Raw genomic sequence first — 18835 nt, 5'->3', positions numbered from 1 at the left:
TCACTCCTCCCGCACGCGGGTGCGCTGCCCGGCCGGTCCTGGCCCGGCGGCGCACCCGCGCCACCGCCCCTACTCCGTGAGCTCCGAGGAAGGCCCCTGTGAGCACCACTGACGCCGCGCCCGAGACACCGGGCGCCCCCGCCCTCTCCATGGCGAGCAGCCGCCGCCGTCTCGGCGACTCGGTCTTCTCCGCCCTGAGCATCGGCTCGGGCGTCCTCATCTTCGTGACCCTCGCCCTCGTGGCCATCTTCCTCACCACCGAGTCGATGCCCGCCGTGAGGGAGAGCAAGGAGGTCATCGGGAACGCTTCGGCGTTCTCCCTCCTGGAGACCACGCTCCCGCTGATCTTCGGCACGATCCTCGCCGCGGCGCTCGCCCTGGCCGTCGCGATCCCCGTCTCGATCGGCATCGCGCTGTTCATCTCGCACTATGCCCCGCGGCGGCTGGCCTCCGGCCTGGGCTACATGATCGATCTGCTCGCGGCGGTGCCGTCGGTGGTCTACGGCCTCTGGGGCGGCATCTGGCTGGTCCCCAAGCTCGAACCGCTCTACCTCTTCCTGAACTCCACCCTCGGCACCTGGCCCTCCTGGCCGGGATTCGTGCCCCTCGTCGGCGGGAAGCCGGTCGTGGCGCTGTTCGCCGGCGACCCCACCGCCCCCATGCGCAACCTCGCCTCCGCCGCGATCGTGCTCGCCGTGATGATCCTGCCGATCATCACGGCCGTGGCCCGGGAGATCTTCCTGCAGACCCCGCGCCTGCAGGAGGAGGCGGCCCTCGCCCTCGGCGCCACCCGCTGGGAGACCATCCGCACCGTGGTCCTGCCCTTCGGCAAGTCCGGCGTGGTCGCCGCCTCGATGCTGGGGCTGGGTCGCGCGCTCGGCGAGACGATGGCCGTGCTGATGATCCTCGCGCCCGGCGCGACGTTCTCGTTCCACATCCTCGAGGTCGGGATGCACCAGTCGATCGCGGCGAACATCGCCTCCAAGCAGGCGGAGGCGTCGGGCACCGAGATGTCGCTGCTCATCTTCACCGGCCTGGTCCTGTTCGTCCTGACCTTCATCATCAACGCCCTTGCCCGCTGGATCGTCGCCCGCAGCGGCGTCAAGAGCTGAGGTCCCCATGACAACCACGAGCACCAAGGGCCCTGCGGCCCCACCTGAGCACTCCGGGTCGCCGGTCATGCGGCGTCCTCACGACGAGCGCCGCCTGCCCTGGTTCCACCTGGTCCTCACGGGCCTGGCCGGACTGCTCGTCGCGATCGCGCTGCTGGCGATCTTCGACGCCCTCTCGATCCCCGCGGCGGTCCTGCTGGGCTTCGTCCTCCACCTGGCGTTCGGGTACCTGTACTCCAGGATCCGTGAGGGCCGCCGCTGGGCGATGGAACGGCTGATGACCCTGGTGGTCATCGGCGCCTTCGCGATCGCGATGTTCCCGCTGGTCTCGCTGCTCTGGGCTGTCATCGGCCGGGGCCTGACCCGCGTCCTCGCCGCGGCCCCCTCGCCCTTCGCCTTCTGGACCACCGACATGTCCGGGATCATCGGCGGGGCCGAGGCCGGAGGCGTGGTCCACGCCACCATCGGCACCCTCCTGATCACCCTGTGGGCCTCGATCATCTCGATCCCGATCGGCCTGTTCACCGCGATCTTCCTGGTCGAATACGCAGATCAGGGCTGGCGCCGCGTGCTGGGGCAGGGCGTCACCTTCCTCGTCGACGTGATGACGGGCATCCCCTCGATCGTCGCGGGTCTGTTCGGGCTCGCCCTGTTCATCGCGTTCATGCCCGATCAGAGCGTGCGCATGGGCATCATGGGCGCGGTCGCCCTGTCGCTGCTGATGATCCCCACCGTGGTGCGCTCGAGCGAGGAGATGCTGCGCCTGGTCCCGATGGATCTGCGCGAGGCGTCCTATGCGCTCGGCGTGCCGAAGTGGCTCACCATCGTCAAGGTCGTGCTGCGCACCGCGATCGCCGGCCTCACCACCGGCATCACCCTCGCGATCGCCCGGGTGATCGGCGAGACGGCCCCGCTGCTGCTCACCGTGGGCATGGTGACCTCGGTGAACTGGAACATGTTCGACGGCCGCATGGCCACGCTGCCCACGTTCATCAACCAGCAGTACCGGGCCGGCAGCGCCAACTGCATGAACGACACCGTCACCAACCCGGTCACGCAGGAGGTCTACGCCTGCTCGATCACGACCAACATCGATCGCGCCTGGGCCGCGGCCTTCACCCTGATCGTCATCGTGATGGTGCTCAACATCGTCGCCCGACTGGTCAGCTACTACTTCTCCCCGAAGCTCACCCGCTGAGCCGTCGCTCCACCCGAAAGGACCACTGATGGCAGCCCCTCAGCCGATCAACGTCGAGGACCTCAACATCTACTACGGCGACTTCCTGGCCGTGGAGGGCGTCGACGTCCAGATCCGCCCCCGTTCGGTGACCGCCCTGATCGGGCCCTCCGGCTGCGGCAAGTCGACCTTCCTGCGCACGCTGAACCGCATGCACGAGGTGATCCCCGGTGCGTACGCGCAGGGCAAGGTCGAGATCAACGGTGAGAACATCTATGACGCGCGCGTCGACCCGGTCAACGTGCGGCGACGCGTCGGCATGGTCTTCCAGAAGGCGAACCCCTTCCCGACGATGTCGATCCGCGACAACGTGCTGGCCGGCGTGAAGCTCAACAGCCGGCGGATCTCCAAGTCGGCGGCCGACGAGCTGCTGGAATCCTCGCTCAAGGGAGCCAACCTCTGGAACGAGGTGAAGGACCGCCTGGACAAGCCCGGGATGGGGCTCTCCGGCGGTCAGCAGCAGCGCCTGTGCATCGCCCGCACCATCGCGGTCAAGCCCGAGGTGGTCCTCATGGACGAGCCCTGCTCGGCGCTCGACCCGATCTCCACCCTCGCGATCGAGGACCTCATCCATGAGCTGAAGGAGGAGTACACGATCGTGATCGTCACGCACAACATGCAGCAGGCCTCCCGCGTCTCCGACCGCACCGGCTTCTTCAACATCGCGGGCACCGGCAAGCCCGGCCACCTGATCGAGATCGACGACACCCAGCAGATGTTCACCAACCCCTCGAACAAGCAGACCGAGGACTACATCTCCGGCCGCTTCGGCTGATCCACCCGGGAGGTCGGGGGTGTCCACCTGAGTGGCCGCGGCTGTCCACCCACGGTCTGACGTCGCAGGCGGGATATCGATCCGGGGTCCGACGCGGAGCCGCCCCGCCGCGCACGATGCTGGGTGACATGAACACCGCTCCGTTCCCCGCACCCACTGACACCCCCGTCGGCCCGTACCAGTCGGCGCCCGCACCGGTCCCGCACCAGGCCCACCCGGGCTACGGGGCGGCGCACCCCGCCCCGGTGCTCTCCGCCAGGCACCTGGCCATGACCTACGGGACGACGGGAGCCGCGACCCACGCACTGGCCGGCGTCGACCTCGACATCGCCCGCGCCGACTCGCTGGCAGTCATGGGCCCGTCCGGATGCGGCAAGACCACCCTGCTGCACATCCTCGCCGGGATCCTGCGCCCCGCCTCGGGCACCGTCCAGCACGACGGCACCGACCTCGCCTCTCTCGGCGACCGGGCGCGCACCCGGATGCGTCGCAACGACTTCGGCTTCGTCTTCCAGGACGGTCAGCTGCTGCCCGAGCTCACGGCGATCGAGAACGTGATCCTGCCGCGCATGCTCGCGGGCATCTCCCGCCGCACCGCGACCGCCGAGGCCGGCGGCTGGCTGGACCGCCTGGGTCTGCAGGGCATGCACGACCGCAGGCCCACCCAGCTCTCCGGCGGGCAGGCCCAGCGCGTGGCCATCGCCCGCGCCCTCGCCGGACGCCCCTCGGTGGTCTTCGCCGACGAGCCCACCGGCGCCCTCGACCAGACCACCGGCCAGGCCGTGCTCGACATCCTCGTCCAGTCCTGCCGGGACTCCGGCGCGAGCCTGGTCATGGTCACCCACGACGCCAAGGTGGCCGCGGCATGCCGCCGCACGGTCGCCATGCGCGATGGCCGCATCGCCCAGGAATTCGTGCGTCCCGACGCCACGGCGCAGGCCGCGGGCCCCGCCCAGCCGTCCACTTCCGCACCTGCCCGGCCGTCCACCTTCGCGCCCGTCGAGCCGTCGGCGCAGGTCGCGGGCCAGGGCCTCCAGCACGGCGAGGTGGCCTGATGAACGCCCTGCTCAGCGCCGCGCCGCTGCTCCTGCGCCGTCGGGGCGCGCTCGCCGATGTGCTGCCCGTCATCGCCTTCGCCGCGTCGACCGCGATCATCGCGACCGTCGTCGGCGGTGCCGCGGCTTTCGTCGGCCGCCTTCCCGCGGGGGAGACCCCGATGACCGGGGAGGGCTCCGTGATGGGGTTCCTCGTGATGTGCGCGATCATCGCGTCCGTGCTGCTGGTTCCCAGCGCCGTCGGCCTCGGCGGATCCGCCGCCCGGCTGTCCCTCGCCCGCCGGGAGAAGGACCTCGCCACGATGCGCCTCGTCGGTGGCACCAGCGGCCAGGTCGGTTCTGTGGCCGTGCTCGACGTCGCCGCCCAGTCGCTGGTCGGCGCGCTCCTCGGCCTCGGCGCCCACGTCGCGGTGACCCCCGCGCTCACCCGCCTCGATTTCGGGATCGCCCCGTTCACGGTCGGGGACCTCCTGCTGCCCTGGTGGGCCTATCCCGTGCTGGTGGTCGCCCTCGTGCTGATCGCAGCCGGCTCGGCGGCCGTCTCCCTGACCGGCGTAGTGCTGAGCCCGCTGGGCGTGGCCCGAGATTCCCGCGTGGTGCGCATGTCCGTGATCCGCGTGGTCATCTGGGCCGCCCTGATCCTGGGGTTCGTGGTGTTCATGAACATCGGGGGCCAGCTGCTGGGCGGAGTGGCCGACGGGACGGTCGTCATCGCGATCATGGTCCTCTTCGTGGCCGCCATCGTCGCCGGGATCAACGTCGTAGGTCCGTTCATCATCTGGCTCACGGCGCGCGCGCTCGCCAAGATCGCTCCCACGCCGTCCCTGATGGTGGGTGCCCGACGACTCGCCGGAGACCCCCGCGCCGGGTGGCGTGCCGTCTCAGGGATCACCTTCGCCCTGGTCATCGCCGGGTTCCTCACCATGATGGCGACGATGGGAGAGGCGACGAACCCGGAGGAGGCGATGATGTTCACGGCCATGAACACCGGCGGACTGCTCACCCTGGGCATCTCCGCAGTTCTCGCCGCCGTGAGCACCGGCGTCTCGCAGACCGCCCGCGTCATCGACCAGGCCCCGCGCCTGCGCGCCCAGCACATCGCGGGCGCCGAGGTGGGCCAGCTGCACCGGGCCCGGCTCGCCGAGATCGCCGTGCCCGTCGGCCTCAGCTCGATCATCGCCACGGGCACCGCACTCCTGGTGCTGACGACGTTCCTGGGCGGGGCCCCGAACGATCCGATGATGGCCGTGCAGTACCTGGTGTGCGTGCTCGGTGCCTATGCGCTGGTGATCCTGGCCGTGCTGGTGGGCTCCCCGCTCGTGAAGCGGTACGCGATGCGCACTGCCTGACCGGGCTGACCGGGTTGAGTCGGCCGCGCCACGGGTGCCGGCTGAGCCACGTGTGCCGGCTGAAGCCTCGGGGCCGGCTGAACTACTGGGCCGGCTGAACTGCCCTGCAGCGCCGGTGCTCACGACAGCCCCGAGACCGCGAGCGGCCGGCCCCTTCCCGGGCCGGCCGCTCGCTCTCGTCGTCCCCGCCGAGCCGCGCCCGCGCCGTGGCACGGACAACTAGGGTGGAGCCATGAATCTTGAGTCTGTTGCCCCGAACGCCGTCCCTGACGGTGCACCTCTGATCGACGTGCGCGAGCAGTCCGAGTGGGATGCGGGCCATGCCCCCACCGCCCAGCATCTGCCGGCCAGCACGCTGATGGAGAACCTCGACAAGCTTCCCGAGACCGACGATGAGCTGTACATCGTGTGCCGCAGCGGCGGCCGCAGCTCCCAGGTCGCCCAGTGGCTGAACGCCAACGGCTTCGAGGCGATCAACGTCGCCGGCGGGATGGACATCTGGTTCGAGTCCGGGCTGCCGATGGTGTCCGACGGCGAGGGCGACGCCTTCGTCCTCTGACGGACCTCTCCCGGCAGCAGCGACGCCACGCCAGAGCGGCCATTCGCCGAGCCCCGCCCGCGCCCCTGCTCACTCGCCCGGTTTCGCTCGCCCATTCCCTCGATTCGTACCGCCAGCGGGACGTTTCGGTGGAATGAGTGGGCGTGGGCGTGGGCGTGGTTGTGGACCTGGACGTGGCTGAGGACCTGGACCTGGACGTGGCTGAGGACCTGGACCTGGACGTGGCTGAGGACCTGGACCTGGCCGCGTCCGCGGACGCGGCGACTGTGGCGCCGCTCAGGTGCTGATGAGGTTCTTCAGCAGCGCGTAGCCCACGAAGGCAAAGACGTCGATCAGGGTGTGCGCGACCACGAGGGGCATGGTGCGCCGGGTACGACGGTAGAACTCGCCGAACACGAGACCCATCGCGAGGTTCGCGAGGCCCGGACCCACGCCCTGGTACGTGTGGTATGCCCCGCGCAGGATCGCCGAGGCGATGATGATCCTCCGGCCCGACCAGCCCAGCCGCTCCAGGCGCTGGTAGAGGTAACCGACGACGATGACCTCCTCGAGCACCGCATTCTTCATCGCATGCAGCACGAGCACGGGGACCGTCCACCAGTGGGTGTCCAGCGCCGCGGGGATCACCTCGACGGTCGCCCCGATCGCGCGGCCCACGTAGTAGACGGCGAGCCCCGGCAGCCCGATCCCGGCGGTGAGCGCCACACCCCAGGCCAGGTCCTTCCCGGGCCGACCGAGGTCCAGGCCCAGATCCTTCAGGCACTGGGCGAGGGAGCCCGCCGTGAGCGCGAGCAGCAGCACCACGAGCACGACGGGGACCAGCGTGAACGCGATCGAGAGCAGCTGGTAGAAGAGATCCAGCCACGGATTCTCGCGGATCGACGTGTTCAGCGACGTGGACTGCGTGGACAGCGGCCCGGCGGCGAGAGCCTGGACCAGCGCGATCAGCGAGTACACGGCGCTGCGGCCCAGGGAGAGGGCGAGGACCACGGCCACCTCGACCCGCACCCAGGTCCTGCTCGGTGTCACGGTCTGCACGTCGCCCATGATGTCACCGCGGGGGCGAGCTGCGCCTGTCGGACCGCGTCCGGATCGCGTCCGGACGGCACCAGGACCGCGACCGCACCGCGTCCGCACCGCGCCAGGACGGCGCCAGGACCGTGTGAGGTCTTCCCATGACAGACTCGCAGCATGACTGACCACTCGCAGAACCAGGCCGCCACCAGCGACTCCCGCCCCGCCGTGCTGATCACCGGGGCCAACCGGGGGATCGGCCGCGCCGTCGCCGACGAGCTCGCCGCTGACCATCACCTCATCCTCGGCGGACGCGACGAGCAGGCGCTCACCGAGCTCGCCGCGCAGTTCCCGTCGGCCGAGACGTTCGTCGCCGAGCTCTCCGACTACGCCGCTGTCGCCCGCGCCGTGGACGGCCTCGACCTGACCGGCGGCCTCGCCGGCGTGGTCCACTCCGCAGGGATCCTCGCCAACGGCACCGTAGAGGAGTCCGCGCCCGAGCAGTGGACGCAGTCCTTCGAGATCAATGTGGTGGCCGTCGCCGAGCTGACGCGGCTGCTGCTGCCGGCCCTGCGCGCCGCCGCCGGCACCGTCGTGATGATCAACTCCGGCTCTGGGATCAACGCCGTGCGCACCCGCGGCGCGTACAGCGCCTCGAAGTTCGCGATGCGCGGCCTCGCCGACTCGCTGCGCGCCGAGGAGCGGGACAACGGCGTGCGGGTCACCTCGATCCACCCGGGCCGCGTGGCCACGGACATGCAGCGTGAGCTGCGCTCCTACGAGGGTGGCGAGTACCAGGAGGAGAACTACCTCCAGCCCACCTCGGTCGCCTCGACCGTGGGCCTCGCGCTGCGCCTGCCGGCGGACGCCTCGCTCGAATCGGTCTCGATCCGGCCCCGCTGACACCGCCGCGGCTGAGCGGCTGAGCAGCACAGCGGCCGAGCAGTTCAGCGGTTCAGCGCACCGGGCCCGGAGACGGTCCGGTCGCCGGCGATGCGATAGCGCCACGGGAACAGCTCCGGGTGCGAGGCCTCCTCGCGCAGGCCGATCCGGGGGCCGACGGCGAGCGCCGGATGCGGCATGAACGGCTCCTCACCGGGCCGTTCGACGTCGGCCCGGTCCCGCGGGTCGAGCCGTCCGCTGACCCGCATCCCCTCGAGACGGTGCGGATCCCGAGCGCACAGATCCAGCCCGTCGTCGGCGAAGGTGATCCCGCAGGCCACCGTGGCCCGCCCCGGGCCACGGGCGAGGTCCCGCTCGGTGCGGCACACCCCGTTCGCCCGACGCCGCGCGAAGGCCAGTTCGGTCCCGCCGATGATCTCGCCCGCCCGGATCAGGCACCCCGTGCCCGTGCCCTCCGCGTCGGCGACGATGTTCATGCACGAGTGCAGTCCCATGTGCCGGTACACGTACAGATGCCCCGGCTCGCCGAACATGGTGGCGTTGCGGGCCGTGGGTCCGCGGAACGCATGGGAGCCAGGATCCTCCGCGCCGACGTACGCCTCGATCTCGGTGATCCGCAGCGCGGCGCCCCGGCCCACCAGCACGCAGCCCAGCAGCAGCGGGGCCAGCTCGAGCACCGGACGGTCGAAGAACTCCCGCGGCAGGGCAGGGGCCGACTGCAGGTCCGTTGCCTGTCCCTGCCTCTGCTCCTGGCCCGGGCCCGGTTCCTGGCTCGGTTCCTGGCTCTGCCTCTGGCTCTGTACTGGTTCGGAGGTCATCTCGCCCGGCACGTCGCGAGTCACTTCATGAGCCGCTTCACGGCACCCATGATCTCGTCCATCTTGCGGTCCAGCTCCTCCCGGTCGCCGGAGGTCGCGGCGTCGTGCACGCAGTGGTGGATGTGGTCATCGACCAGGCCGAGCGCCACCGACTGCAGCGCCTTGGTGACCGCGGAGATCTGCGTCAGCACATCGATGCAGTAGGTGTCCTCCTCGACCATGCGGTGCAGTCCGCGAACCTGGCCCTCGATGAGCTTGAGGCGCCGCAGGTAGGGCGACTTCGTCCCGTGGTAGCCGGGATCGCCCTGGGTGCCGTGGTCGCCGGGCTGCGGCTGCGGCATCGGGTCCACGGCGTCGGCCCCGTCAGCGGCGATGCCCTCGGCGCTCACGTCGTCCGAGTCGTCGACCGGGTCGACGGCCAGGTCGTCGGCGCTCATCACGCCAGCCCGCCGGAGGCGTCGTCGAGATGGCCCACCAGGGCGGCGGCGTAGCCGACGTAGGTGTGCGGGCTCAGCGCCAGCAGGCGGTCGCGCTCCGTGTCGGGCAGGCCCAGGGAGTCGATGAACTCCCGCATGCCCTCGCCGTTGACGCGGTGGCCGCGGGTGAGGTCCTTCAGCCGCTCGTAGGGGTTGTCCATCCCGGTGGTGCCCTGCACGCCGAGGGTGCGCATCACGGACTGCACGGCCTCGCCGAGCACCTCCCAGTTGCCCTCGAGGTCCGCGGCCATCGCGTCCGCGTCCACGTCCAGGCCCGCCAGGCCGCGGCGCAGGTTCGAGATCGCCAGCAGCGAGTGCCCCAGCGCCGGGCCCACGTTGCGCTGGGTGGTGGAGTCGGTGAGGTCGCGCTGCAGGCGCGAGGTGACCAGGGTCTGGGAGAGCGAGTCCAGCAGCGCCCCGGAGATCTCGAGGTTCGCCTCGGCGTTCTCGAAGCGGATCGGGTTCACCTTGTGCGGCATCGTCGAGGAGCCGGTGCCGCCCTGCGCGGAGAGCCGCTGACGGAAGTAGCCCATCGAGATGTAGGTCCAGATGTCCGTGGCCAGGTTGTGCAGGATCCGGCCGGCGCGGGCGATGTCCGCGTAGATCTCGGCCTGCCAGTCATGGGACTCGATCTGGGTGGTCAGGGGGTTCCAGGTGAGGCCCAGGTGCTCGACGAAGCTGCGGGAGACCTGCTCCCAGTCCGCCGACGGCACCGCGACGGCGTGCGCGGCGTAGGTGCCGGTCGCGCCGTTGATCTTGCCGAGGGTCTGGTTGGCCGGGATGCGGCGCGCCTGACGGCCCAGGCGATGGGCGAACACGGCCATCTCCTTGCCCAGCGTGGTGGGGGTCGCGGGCTGACCGTGGGTGCGCGAGAGCATCGGCACCTCGGCTGTGGCCTGCGCGAGCGCCGTGAGGTCGTCGATGACGCCCTGGAAGGCCGGCAGCCACACCTCGTGCACGGCGCCCTTGATCATCAGGGCGTAGGAGAGGTTGTTGACGTCCTCGCTGGTGCAGTAGATGTGCACCACCTCGGCCAGCGGCTCGAGGCTCGTGCCGGCCAGCCGGCGCTTGATGTAGTACTCGATCGCCTTGACGTCGTGCACCGTCTCGCGCTCGATCTCGGCGTGCTCGGCGATGCCCTCGGCGCCGAAGTCCTCGGGGATGGCGCGCAGCAGGGCGCGCTCGTCGTCCGTGAGGGGGCGCAGACCGGGGATCACCTCGTGATCGAGCAGGTGGATCATCCACTCGGTCTCCACCACGAGGCGCGAGCGGTTCAGCGCGGCCTCGGAGAGATGGTCGACCAGCGGAGCGGCCTGCGCGCGGTAGCGGCCGTCGAGAGGGGTCAGGGCGATCGGCGGCGTGATGTCCGCGAAGGAATGAGCCATGGGGACATTCTCCCAGAGTCTCCGTCGGGGGTGCGCGCCGGATCGCATCGTGGCGTCGGCCGACGCGCTGCGCAGGACCGGCGATGCGCCGCGCGGGACGCACGACGGGCCGCCCACGAGCACGGATGCTCCTGGACGGCCCGGTCGGATTCTGCAGTGGGGCGGACTCGTCGGGCGTCAGCTGCGTGTCGGTCGCGCACCTCTCAGCCATGCTCTTCTCAGTCGCGCACCTCGCGGCGGCCGCGGTCGTCGCCGATGCCGGTGACGGCCTCGACGATCGCGGAGAGGATGCCGATGATCACGCCGGCCAGCAGCGCCCACCAGAAGCTGTCGAAGTCCAGGGTCAGACCCAGCAGGCCCGAGACCCAGCTCGTCAGCAGCAGCATCAGCGTGTTGATGACCAGCTGGAACAGTCCCAGGGTGAGGCAGGTGATGGGGAAGGTGAGGAACGACAGGATCGGCTTCACGATGGTGTTGATCAGCGCCAGGATCAGCGCGATCACGACGATCGTGATGACCTGCGTGAGCAGGGATGCGCTGTTCTCTCCCAGATGCATGCCGGGCAGGATCAGGGCGGTGAGCCACAGCGCGAGGCCGGTGACGATGATGTGTCCGAGGAATCGCATGCCCCCATTGTCCCCGGTGCGCCGACGGAATGCACGGGGGAAAACCGCAGTGCCGGACGGGGGAGGGGGACGCCACGACCTGCCCGGTGGGCCCTCGGGCCCGACGACCTGCCCGGGGAGGTCGACCAACGGCCGATGGGCCGCCGGGCGTGACGTGCCACGATGCCGGCATGCGCTCCTCACCTCCATCTCCCGTCGGCTCCGCCCCTGCTCGCTCGCAGACCGTCTCGACGGCCGACGGGCGCTCGCTGCACGCGATCGTGCACGGACAGGGCCCGGACCTGGTGGTGCTCGAAGCAGGCATGGGCGCCGCGGCGGCGAGCTGGGGCGGAGTGCTCGACGAGCTGGGTCCGGGGGTGCGGGCCGTGGCCTATGACCGTGCCGGCTACGGCAGGAGCGAGACCGCCCCAGGATCCCGGGATCTCGACGCACTGGCCGCCGACCTCGTCGATGTGGTCGCGGCCTTCCCGCACGAGCGGCTGGTCCTGGTCGGCCATAGCTGGGGCGGCCCTGTCGTGCGCCTCGCCGTGGAGAGGCTGCGAGCTCGGGGTGAGGAGGTCTCCGGGGCCGTGCTGGTGGATCCCGCTGAGGAGCTCGCGGACCTGTACTTCACCCGCATCGCCCGGATGATGAACCGGGCGCAGGGGGTGGTGCTGCCTGCGCTCGCCCAGCTGCGGCTGCTCGCCCCGCTGCAGCGCTCGGCCGCCGCGGTCCTGCCCGCGGCGTATCGCGACGAGGCGGCCGAGGCGGTCTCGACCTCGACAGCGGCCCGTGCGATCCGTGCGGAGTCCGCGCACATCACCCGGGGCCTGCAGCTGCTGCGCCTGGATCGTCCGGAGCCGCTGGGCGTGCCGGTCGTGGTGCTCTCCGGCAGGGAGCCGGAGGGCCTGGGCCGACGGATGCGTGACGAGCTGAGCACTGCGCACCGGGCCCGTGCGGCCTTCGAGGCGGGCAGATACATCGCCGCGGAGAAGTCGGGGCACGTGATCGGCGCGAGCGAGCCTCACCTGGTGAGCGTGGAGATCCTCCGGCTGCTGCGCTGAGGCGGCCGCGGGCCCGACGGACGCCCTGAGGCTCGCCCGGCGGATCCGCCTACCCTGGTGGCATGCCCACCACGCCCGACCGGGACGCCGTCCCGGCACCGTCCGAGACCATCCGCCTGCGCTCCACGCTCGAGCAGCTGCCCGCTTACGTGGCCGGCAGACCAGCCGCCGACGACGGGATGCGCCGCTTCAAGGCGTCCTCGAACGAGTCGCCGTTCCCCGCGGTCGAGGCCGTGCGCCACGCCGCCACGGCGGCGCTCGAGGGCACGCACCGCTACCCGGATGCCGCCGCCCGCGAGCTCCGGGAGGCGCTCGGGATCAAGCACGGGGTCGACCCGTCGCAGGTCGCCCTGTCCACCGGCTCGGTCGCGGTGACGGGTGACCTCGTGCGGGCCCTTGTCGACCAGGGGGACGAGGTGGTCTACCCGTGGCGCTCCTTCGAGGCCTACCCGATCCTGGTGGGCTCCCACGGCGGCGTCCCGGTGCAGGTGCCCCTCACCGAGGAGCTCGAGTACGACCTCGACGCGATGGCCGCCGCGATCACCGACCGCACTCGGCTGATCATCCTGTGCACCCCCAACAACCCCACCGGTGCGTCGCTGAGCACCGAGCAGATCGAGGGCTTCCTCAGGCGCGTGCCCGAGGACGTCGTGGTCGCGATCGACGAGGCCTACCGCGAGTTCCATGATCCCGCCACGGTCGCCGGCACCGCCGGGATCTTCCGCCGTCACGGCAACGTGGTGCTGCTGCGCACCTTCTCCAAGCTGCAGGGTCTGGCCGGGCTGCGGATCGGCTACGCGGTCGCCCATCCCCGCCTCGCCGCAGCGCTGGGCCAGGTCACCGTGCCCTTCGGGGCGAGCATCCCCGCCCAGGCCGCTGCGCTCGCGAGTCTGCGCGGCGACGTGCAGGAGGAACTGGGCCGACGGGCCGCCTGGATCCGGGACGAGCGCTCGCGGGTCCTCGCCGCGCTCGCCGAGCAGGGGTGGCAGACGCCCACGTCGCAGGGGAACTTCGTGTACTTCCCGCTGGGGGAGCAGACCGCGCAGTTCGCGGAGTTCGCCGATGCGCGCGGGCTGGTGCTGCGCGCCTATGGCGCCGACGGGGTCCGTGCCACCATCGCCGAGCAGGAGGCGAACGACCTGCTCATCGAGATCGCGGGGCAGTGGCTGCAGAGCTGACCGTGGCTGGAGAGCTGACCGAGGCTGGAGAGCTGACGTCGACCACGACGCTCCTGCCCAGCAGGTCGTGCGGGCCGCGACCGCTGCCGCTGCCACTTCTGCTTCCGTTCCCGCTGCTGCCGCCGCGCAGGCAGGTCACGGCCTCGGCGGCCATCAGCCCGTAGACGAGGACCGTCGCCACGTAGGCGACGCGGTCGCCCTCCTCGAATCCGCCCCAGATCGCGGCGATCGCGGTGATGTGACCGGCCTGCCAGGGCACCAGGATCTTCAGGGCGTTGCGTGCCAGTGCTCGCTCGAGTGTGATCCGGCCGCCGCCGGCCATGTCCTCCACCTGCAGACCGACCCGGCGCTTCCCCCACGTCGCCCGACGGGGCCCGGACTCCGCCCGCGCAGCGATCACCGTGGCGATCGCCGGTGGCACGACGCTCACCGTATAGGCGTAGGTGCGGCTCCGGCCGAGGTCGGTGAGCGCGTTGACGGCGAGGCCGAACGGGACCATCGCCGCGGCGACCCCCAGGTACCCGGCGCAGTCGCACAGGTACCCGGTCGCTCGTCGTCGGGCGAGTCGGTGCATGGGACCCATCCAAGCAGTTCGCGCCGCCGAGGTCCATGGGTCGGGGGAGGGCTGCGGGCCTGGGGAGCGGAAGGGCCCGGTTGACGGACAGGGCCTGGTTGACGGACAGGGCCTGGGTGACGGACAGGACCCGGGTGAGTGGCGAAACCTGCGGAGCGACGTGGGCCTGCCCGATCCCTTCCCGACGTGCCGACGCGCCGACCGAGTCCACGAGAACGTCCCGTCAGCGGCACGTTTCGGTGGAATGGGCGCGGCTTGCGTGGCTCCTCGCCTGACGGGCCGACCGAGTCCACGAGAACGTCCCGTCAGTGGGACGTTTCGGTGGAATGGGCGCGGCCTGCGCGGCTCCCCCTTGGCGAGGCCTGCGCGGCTCCCCTGGGTGCGGCCTGCGCGGTCCCCCTCGGCGCGGCGTGCACGGCACCACATCGGGTGAGGGTGGCAAACACTGGACACCGCTGCACCCTTCGCGGCGTGCCGGGTAGCCTGGTGCGCAGCAGAACGAGGCCGACCTGTGGGCCACTCGCGACCGGAGCGGACGGCTCCGGTGGCCAGGAGAGGACCACGATGCAGGGGCGCAGCAGGGCCACGACGACCGATCCCGAAAGGGGTGGTGTCCGGCTCGGGGGGACTCGCGCCTACGTCGTCTGGGTCGCCGCCGTCCTCGCCTACTCGATGGCCGTCCTGCAGCGCACCACGATGGGAGTCTCCGGTCTGGAGGCCACCGAGCGCTTCGGCACCTCCGCCACCATCGTCTCCACCTTCGTGGTGCTGCAGCTGCTGGTCTACGCCCTCGCCCAGATCCCGGCAGGCCTGCTCCTGGACCGATACGGCTCCCGGGTCACCCTCACCGCCGGCGCGATCCTCATGGCCCTCGGTCAGCTCCTGATCTCCCAGACCGATCTGGTCTCGGTGGCGATCGTCGCCCGCATCGTGGTCGGTGCCGGGGACGCGCTGACCTTCTCCAGCGCCGTGCGCCTGGTCCCGGCCTGGTTCCCGGCGAGCAAGGTCCCCATCCTCACCCAGCTCACCGGCATCCTCGGTCAGGTCGGGCAGATCGCCTCCGCGGTGCCGTTCGTCGCCGTGCTCACCGTCGCCGGCTGGGGAACGGCTTTCTCGGCCGCGGCCGGGGTCAGCGCCTGCGCCGCACTGCTGGCCCTGCTGGTGGTGCGGGCCAGTCCGGCCGGTGTCCCGCGGCCCCGCACGAAGCAGAACCTCACGCGGATCCCTCTGGTGCTGGGACGCATCATCAAGCACCCGGCGACCCAGCTGGGCTTCTTCACGCACTTCACCGCCGGCTTCACGGGCATCGCCTTCTCGATGATGTGGGGCTACCCGTATCTCACCGCGGGGGAGGGGCTCAGCCGCCCTGCCGCCTCGGCGATCATGACCGTGCTGGTGGTGGTCTCGATCATCGCCGGTCCGGCGATCGGGGCCCTGACCACCCGCCATCCGCTGCGTCGTTCGAGCCTCGTGCTGGTCATCCTGGCCACGATCGTGGTCCCGTTGGTGGCTCTCGTGCTGTGGCCCGGACCGGCGCCGATCTGGCTGCTGCTGTTCCTGGTGGCGGGCTTCTCGATCGGCGGACCGGCATCGTCCGTCGGCTTCGACTTCCCCCGCACCGACCTCGCCAAGCATCGCCTCGGCACCGCGACCGGCATGGTCATCATGGGTGGGTTCCTCGGGGGTCTGATCTCGATCCTGCTGATCGGCATGGTGCTGGACCTGATGCGGCCCGACGGGCACTACGACCTCGTCGCCTTCCGCACTGCCTTCGCGGTGCAGATCCCGATGCTGCTGATCGGAACCGCCGGCATGCTCATCACCCGGCGCCGGCTCCGACGCCGGATGGCCGCCACCGGGAAGGTCGTGCCGCCGTGGCGCGACGTGTGGCGCAACGGCCGCTGGCGCCGGATCTGAGCGGACCCTCCCGATCGGATCGGGGTGCCATCCGTCCAGCCCCTTGCTGTGCCGGTCCCCGGTGACGTAGCGTTCCTCCCAACACTTAATTTCAAGGAGGAAGTATGTCGTTCACCCTGGGCATCGTAGGGATCGGTCAGTTCGGATCGCACTTCGCCGAACTGTTCGCCGCCCACCCCGAGATCGATGCGCTCTACGCCGTCGACTCCGTCCCCGAGCGGATCGACGCCGTCGAAGCCCGGGGCGTCACCTTCGACCGACGCTTCGACACGTACGAGGACCTGCTCGCCTCGGACGTCGACGCGATCGCGATCTTCACGCAGCGCTGGACCCACGGCGAGAATGCCCTGGCCGCTCTGCGCGCCGGCAAGCACGTCTACTCCGCGGTGCCGATGGCGATCCATGAGGACGAGATCCGCCAGATCACCGAAGAGGTGCAGCGCACGGGCCTGGTCTACATGATGGGCGAGACCAGCCAGTACAACGCCGCCGTGGTCCTGGCCCGGCGCATCCACCGCTCCGGCGCCTTCGGTGAGGTGTTCTATGCCGAGGGCGACTACGTCCACGACATGGACCTGGGCTTCTACGACGCCTACAAGTACTCCGGCGGCGACGCCTGGAAGTCCACCGCGTCCTACCCGCCGATGCTGTACCCGACCCACTCGATCGGCGGGATCCTCGGGGTGCTGGGGGAGCGGCACGCCGTGTCCGTCTCGGCGCTGGGCCGCCCGGACACCCGCGGCGACGGTGTGTTCGACAAGGACGTCTCGATGTTCGACAACGACGTCTCCAACGCCTTCGCCCTGTTCGGGATGGACAACGGCGGCGCCTTCCGCACCAACGAGCTGCGCCGCGTGGGCTACCCCAGCCACAAGCGCGAGTCCCGGTTCCGCTTCTTCGGCGAGGAGTCCTCCTTCGAGGAGACCGTCGACGTGACCTACTGGCACGACAAGAAGCGCGTGCTCGAGGTGACAGATCTGATCAGCACCGACGCCACCATGAGCCTGGATGATCCGCGGCTCGCGGACGTCTCGCCGACGCTGCGCGACGCCTTCGTGGCCGGCGCCGCCCGCTCGCACAACCAGGCGCGACTGCCCCAGGAGTTCCAGGGCATGCCCAACGGGCACGAGGGCGCCCATCACTTCCTGGTCGATGACTTCGCGCGCGCCGTGGTCGACGGCAGGCAGCCGATGGTCAACGCCTGGCAGGCCGCGCGCTACACCCTGCCCGGCGTCATCGCGCACCAGTCGATGAACCAGGGCGGGGAGCGCCTGGAGATCCGCGACCTCGGCGACTGCCCGCTGCCGGTCCAGGATCTCGACGCGGACCAGGAGCCGCTGGACCTCGACGCGCTGTACGCCGAGCAGGAGGCGCGCAAGGGCGCTGCCGCGGAGTGAGGCGTCCCGCGCCGACCGCGAGGTCGTGCGCGGGACTAGCAGGCGGTGGGAGAGGACGGGCAGCCGTCACCTCCCACCGCCTGATCGGGCCGCTGTCGTGGAGGAGGCCGGCTCGGGGTCGACCGCGCTGTCGTCGTCCCGTCGGCCGCGAGGCATGATCACGAAGGCGACGACGGTGATGAGGGCGATCCCGGTCAGCCCCGTGGGGAGATCCAGGAACCAGTTCAGTCCGGCCGCCGTCTCACTCGTGGCGACCACGCCGATCGCCAGGCCCAGGGTCGAGTTGAGTGTCGCGTGGGCGAAGGCCGACGGGATCGGGTTGCCGCCTGCACGCTCGGTGATCGCGGTGAAGAGGTAGTTCAGGGTGATGCACGCGGGGATGAACATCGCCACCGCCGCCCATCGGGGCAGCCCGGTGTAGTTATGACCGATCAGGGTGACCGGCAGGTGCCACAGCGACCAGATCGCGCCGCCCAGCACGATCGCGCGCCACGTACCCATCGGCTTCAACGCCCGCCACAGCCAGCCCCGCCAGCCGATCTCCTCGCCGAGGGCGGGCACCACGGTCACCAGCACGCCGAGCGCCGAGATGGCCAGGACGAGCGCGACCGCCCCGGCGGTGGGCATCGCGGCCCCGCTCTCGGCCATGGTGCGGGAGACCTCGGCCGCCCAGGTGCTGCCGGTGAGATCGCCGGGCACGCCGCGCAGCACCATGATCACGGCGGTGGCGACGTTGAGGGCGAGCACCAGGAGCGTGGCCAGAGGCGCCCACAGCAGGATCCGGCGCCACTTCCCGCGGAAGCGCAGACCGGTGGCGTCGCGCCACGAGGTGCGGTCCACGAGCTTGGCGACCACGATCGACGCCGCCATCGGCGCGAACATCCCCACCCCGACCACGAGCGAGTACAGCGGATGGGCGATGCCGCCTTGGAGCACCCAGAACGGCGCCGCGCAGAGCCCGAACAGCCCATAGGCGACGGCGATGAAGACGAGGACGCTGCGCCACTGGACGCCGGGTCGCCCGACAGGGCCGGTGGGCGCCTGGTGACCGGCAGCCGCCCCGGGAGCTGCGTGAGTCGTCGGGCGATCCGTCGGGCGGCCCGTCGTCCGGACCGTCGGCCGGGAGGCCTGTCGATCCGACCGCTGGTCCGGCGGGAGGAGCGTGCTCGGAGCGGCCCAGGGGTGCGGACGGGGAGCGGGCTCCTGGGCGGGAGGTGGGACGGGGGTGCTCATGGCTCCACGGTTGCCCTCCGGGAGGTGCCGGTCAATGCGCTGGCGTGGGGTCTAGACCTTGGTCGGCAGAGTGCCGACGCAGGTCCGACGGAGTGTCGACGGAGGGCCGACGGAGGGCCGACGCGCGGCCGACGGGGTGCCGATGCAGGGTCGACGCGCGGCCGACGCAGGGCCGACGCAGGGT

Annotated in this window: 18 protein-coding genes; 11 read left to right on the top strand and 7 right to left on the bottom strand. The window is 71.0% G+C overall.

The window, feature by feature from the left end; all coding sequences use genetic code 11:
• Positions 1-98: 98 nt before the first annotated feature.
• From pstC to ACT3T5_RS05640, 6 genes are all read left to right on the top strand, one after another.
• A complete protein-coding gene (gene pstC / locus ACT3T5_RS05665; protein WP_444578224.1) occupies positions 99-1112 on the top strand; it encodes a phosphate ABC transporter permease subunit PstC in 1014 nt (337 codons plus the stop codon).
• 7 nt (positions 1113-1119) lie between these two features.
• Positions 1120-2310 (top strand): phosphate ABC transporter permease PstA, encoded by a 1191-nt coding sequence (pstA, locus tag ACT3T5_RS05660; RefSeq protein WP_444578225.1) that lies wholly within the window; start codon positions 1120-1122, stop codon positions 2308-2310.
• Between the two features lie 28 nt (positions 2311-2338).
• Positions 2339-3124 carry a phosphate ABC transporter ATP-binding protein PstB gene (gene pstB / locus ACT3T5_RS05655; RefSeq protein WP_444578226.1) on the top strand — a complete coding sequence of 262 codons (786 nt, stop codon included), beginning with the start codon at positions 2339-2341 and terminating at the stop codon, positions 3122-3124.
• Between the two features lie 128 nt (positions 3125-3252).
• The gene (locus ACT3T5_RS05650) at positions 3253-4179 is read left to right on the top strand and encodes an ABC transporter ATP-binding protein (RefSeq protein WP_444593817.1); all 927 of its coding nucleotides are present in this window, start codon (positions 3253-3255) and stop codon (positions 4177-4179) included.
• Positions 4179-5528 (top strand): FtsX-like permease family protein, encoded by a 1350-nt coding sequence (locus ACT3T5_RS05645; RefSeq protein ID WP_444578227.1) that lies wholly within the window; start codon positions 4179-4181, stop codon positions 5526-5528. Before ACT3T5_RS05650 ends, ACT3T5_RS05645 begins: the two co-directional genes overlap by 1 nt.
• A 232-nt stretch (positions 5529-5760) precedes the next feature.
• Positions 5761-6087: a rhodanese-like domain-containing protein gene (locus ACT3T5_RS05640; RefSeq protein WP_443335986.1), complete on the top strand. Its 327-nt coding sequence runs from the start codon at positions 5761-5763 to the stop codon at positions 6085-6087.
• A gap of 276 nt (positions 6088-6363) precedes the next feature.
• On the opposite strand, the gene ACT3T5_RS05635 is transcribed toward ACT3T5_RS05640, so the two are convergent.
• Complete coding sequence (locus ACT3T5_RS05635; protein ID WP_444593816.1) at positions 6364-7134, bottom strand: CPBP family intramembrane glutamic endopeptidase; 771 nt, start codon at positions 7132-7134, stop codon at positions 6364-6366.
• Between the two features lie 144 nt (positions 7135-7278).
• Between ACT3T5_RS05635 and ACT3T5_RS05630 the strand changes: the two genes are divergently transcribed.
• Positions 7279-8004, top strand: coding sequence for an SDR family oxidoreductase (locus tag ACT3T5_RS05630; RefSeq protein WP_444578229.1), 726 nt, complete (start codon positions 7279-7281; stop codon positions 8002-8004).
• Between the two features lie 44 nt (positions 8005-8048).
• Here ACT3T5_RS05630 and ACT3T5_RS05625 read toward each other — a convergent pair whose 3' ends face one another.
• The 4 genes from ACT3T5_RS05625 to ACT3T5_RS05610 all read right to left on the bottom strand — a co-directional run bounded on the left by ACT3T5_RS05625 (position 8049) and on the right by ACT3T5_RS05610 (position 11309).
• Complete coding sequence (locus ACT3T5_RS05625) at positions 8049-8822, bottom strand: DNA-3-methyladenine glycosylase (protein WP_444593815.1); 774 nt, start codon at positions 8820-8822, stop codon at positions 8049-8051.
• A 20-nt stretch (positions 8823-8842) separates the two neighbouring features.
• A complete protein-coding gene (locus ACT3T5_RS05620) occupies positions 8843-9259 on the bottom strand; it encodes a metal-sensitive transcriptional regulator (protein WP_444578231.1) in 417 nt (138 codons plus the stop codon).
• The gene (purB, locus tag ACT3T5_RS05615) at positions 9259-10683 is read right to left on the bottom strand and encodes an adenylosuccinate lyase (RefSeq protein ID WP_444578232.1); all 1425 of its coding nucleotides are present in this window, start codon (positions 10681-10683) and stop codon (positions 9259-9261) included. Before purB ends, ACT3T5_RS05620 begins: the two co-directional genes overlap by 1 nt.
• Positions 10684-10901: 218 nt before the next feature.
• The gene (locus tag ACT3T5_RS05610) at positions 10902-11309 is read right to left on the bottom strand and encodes a phage holin family protein (RefSeq protein ID WP_444578233.1); all 408 of its coding nucleotides are present in this window, start codon (positions 11307-11309) and stop codon (positions 10902-10904) included.
• A gap of 170 nt (positions 11310-11479) precedes the next feature.
• Here ACT3T5_RS05610 and ACT3T5_RS05605 point away from each other — a divergent pair, with 170 nt between their 5' ends.
• Positions 11480-12352: an alpha/beta fold hydrolase gene (locus ACT3T5_RS05605; protein WP_444578234.1), complete on the top strand. Its 873-nt coding sequence runs from the start codon at positions 11480-11482 to the stop codon at positions 12350-12352.
• 62 nt (positions 12353-12414) lie between these two features.
• Positions 12415-13530 carry a histidinol-phosphate transaminase gene (locus ACT3T5_RS05600; RefSeq protein WP_444578235.1) on the top strand — a complete coding sequence of 372 codons (1116 nt, stop codon included), beginning with the start codon at positions 12415-12417 and terminating at the stop codon, positions 13528-13530.
• On the opposite strand, the gene ACT3T5_RS05595 is transcribed toward ACT3T5_RS05600, so the two are convergent.
• Positions 13496-14104 (bottom strand): RDD family protein, encoded by a 609-nt coding sequence (locus ACT3T5_RS05595; RefSeq protein ID WP_444593814.1) that lies wholly within the window; start codon positions 14102-14104, stop codon positions 13496-13498. The genes ACT3T5_RS05600 and ACT3T5_RS05595 overlap by 35 nt on opposite strands.
• A gap of 564 nt (positions 14105-14668) precedes the next feature.
• Here ACT3T5_RS05595 and ACT3T5_RS05590 point away from each other — a divergent pair.
• Positions 14669-16021, top strand: coding sequence for an MFS transporter (locus ACT3T5_RS05590; protein WP_444593813.1), 1353 nt, complete (start codon positions 14669-14671; stop codon positions 16019-16021).
• A 104-nt stretch (positions 16022-16125) separates the two neighbouring features.
• Positions 16126-17418, top strand: a complete 1293-nt coding sequence (locus ACT3T5_RS05585; RefSeq protein WP_444593812.1) for a Gfo/Idh/MocA family protein — start codon at positions 16126-16128, stop codon at positions 17416-17418.
• Positions 17419-17484: 66 nt separating this feature from the next.
• On the opposite strand, the gene ACT3T5_RS05580 is transcribed toward ACT3T5_RS05585, so the two are convergent.
• Positions 17485-18651 carry a lysostaphin resistance A-like protein gene (locus ACT3T5_RS05580; RefSeq protein ID WP_444593811.1) on the bottom strand — a complete coding sequence of 389 codons (1167 nt, stop codon included), beginning with the start codon at positions 18649-18651 and terminating at the stop codon, positions 17485-17487.
• Positions 18652-18835 lie beyond the last annotated feature (184 nt).

This window comes from Brachybacterium sp. AOP3-A1-3 (genome assembly GCF_052378285.1).
Lineage (GTDB): Bacteria > Actinomycetota > Actinomycetes > Actinomycetales > Dermabacteraceae > Brachybacterium.
Note: the sequence above shows the minus strand (reverse complement) of the source record. Positions and strands in the feature narration are given on the sequence as shown.

Excerpts from the sequence above, each read along its gene's own strand:
- pstA (WP_444578225.1), top strand. The coding sequence starts at position 1,120 with ATGACAACCACGAGCACCAAGGGCCCTGCGGCCCCACCTGAGCACTCC.
- pstB (WP_444578226.1), top strand. The coding sequence starts at position 2,339 with ATGGCAGCCCCTCAGCCGATCAACGTCGAGGACCTCAACATCTACTAC.
- ACT3T5_RS05650 (WP_444593817.1), top strand. The coding sequence starts at position 3,253 with ATGAACACCGCTCCGTTCCCCGCACCCACTGACACCCCCGTCGGCCCG.
- ACT3T5_RS05645 (WP_444578227.1), top strand. The coding sequence starts at position 4,179 with ATGAACGCCCTGCTCAGCGCCGCGCCGCTGCTCCTGCGCCGTCGGGGC.
- ACT3T5_RS05640 (WP_443335986.1), top strand. The coding sequence starts at position 5,761 with ATGAATCTTGAGTCTGTTGCCCCGAACGCCGTCCCTGACGGTGCACCT.
- ACT3T5_RS05635 (WP_444593816.1), bottom strand. The coding sequence starts at position 7,134 with ATGGGCGACGTGCAGACCGTGACACCGAGCAGGACCTGGGTGCGGGTC.
- ACT3T5_RS05630 (WP_444578229.1), top strand. The coding sequence starts at position 7,279 with ATGACTGACCACTCGCAGAACCAGGCCGCCACCAGCGACTCCCGCCCC.
- ACT3T5_RS05625 (WP_444593815.1), bottom strand. The coding sequence starts at position 8,822 with ATGACCTCCGAACCAGTACAGAGCCAGAGGCAGAGCCAGGAACCGAGC.
- ACT3T5_RS05620 (WP_444578231.1), bottom strand. The coding sequence starts at position 9,259 with ATGAGCGCCGACGACCTGGCCGTCGACCCGGTCGACGACTCGGACGAC.
- purB (WP_444578232.1), bottom strand. The coding sequence starts at position 10,683 with ATGGCTCATTCCTTCGCGGACATCACGCCGCCGATCGCCCTGACCCCT.
- ACT3T5_RS05610 (WP_444578233.1), bottom strand. The coding sequence starts at position 11,309 with ATGCGATTCCTCGGACACATCATCGTCACCGGCCTCGCGCTGTGGCTC.
- ACT3T5_RS05605 (WP_444578234.1), top strand. The coding sequence starts at position 11,480 with ATGCGCTCCTCACCTCCATCTCCCGTCGGCTCCGCCCCTGCTCGCTCG.
- ACT3T5_RS05600 (WP_444578235.1), top strand. The coding sequence starts at position 12,415 with ATGCCCACCACGCCCGACCGGGACGCCGTCCCGGCACCGTCCGAGACC.
- ACT3T5_RS05595 (WP_444593814.1), bottom strand. The coding sequence starts at position 14,104 with ATGCACCGACTCGCCCGACGACGAGCGACCGGGTACCTGTGCGACTGC.
- ACT3T5_RS05590 (WP_444593813.1), top strand. The coding sequence starts at position 14,669 with ATGCAGGGGCGCAGCAGGGCCACGACGACCGATCCCGAAAGGGGTGGT.
- ACT3T5_RS05585 (WP_444593812.1), top strand. The coding sequence starts at position 16,126 with ATGTCGTTCACCCTGGGCATCGTAGGGATCGGTCAGTTCGGATCGCAC.
- ACT3T5_RS05580 (WP_444593811.1), bottom strand. The coding sequence starts at position 18,651 with ATGAGCACCCCCGTCCCACCTCCCGCCCAGGAGCCCGCTCCCCGTCCG.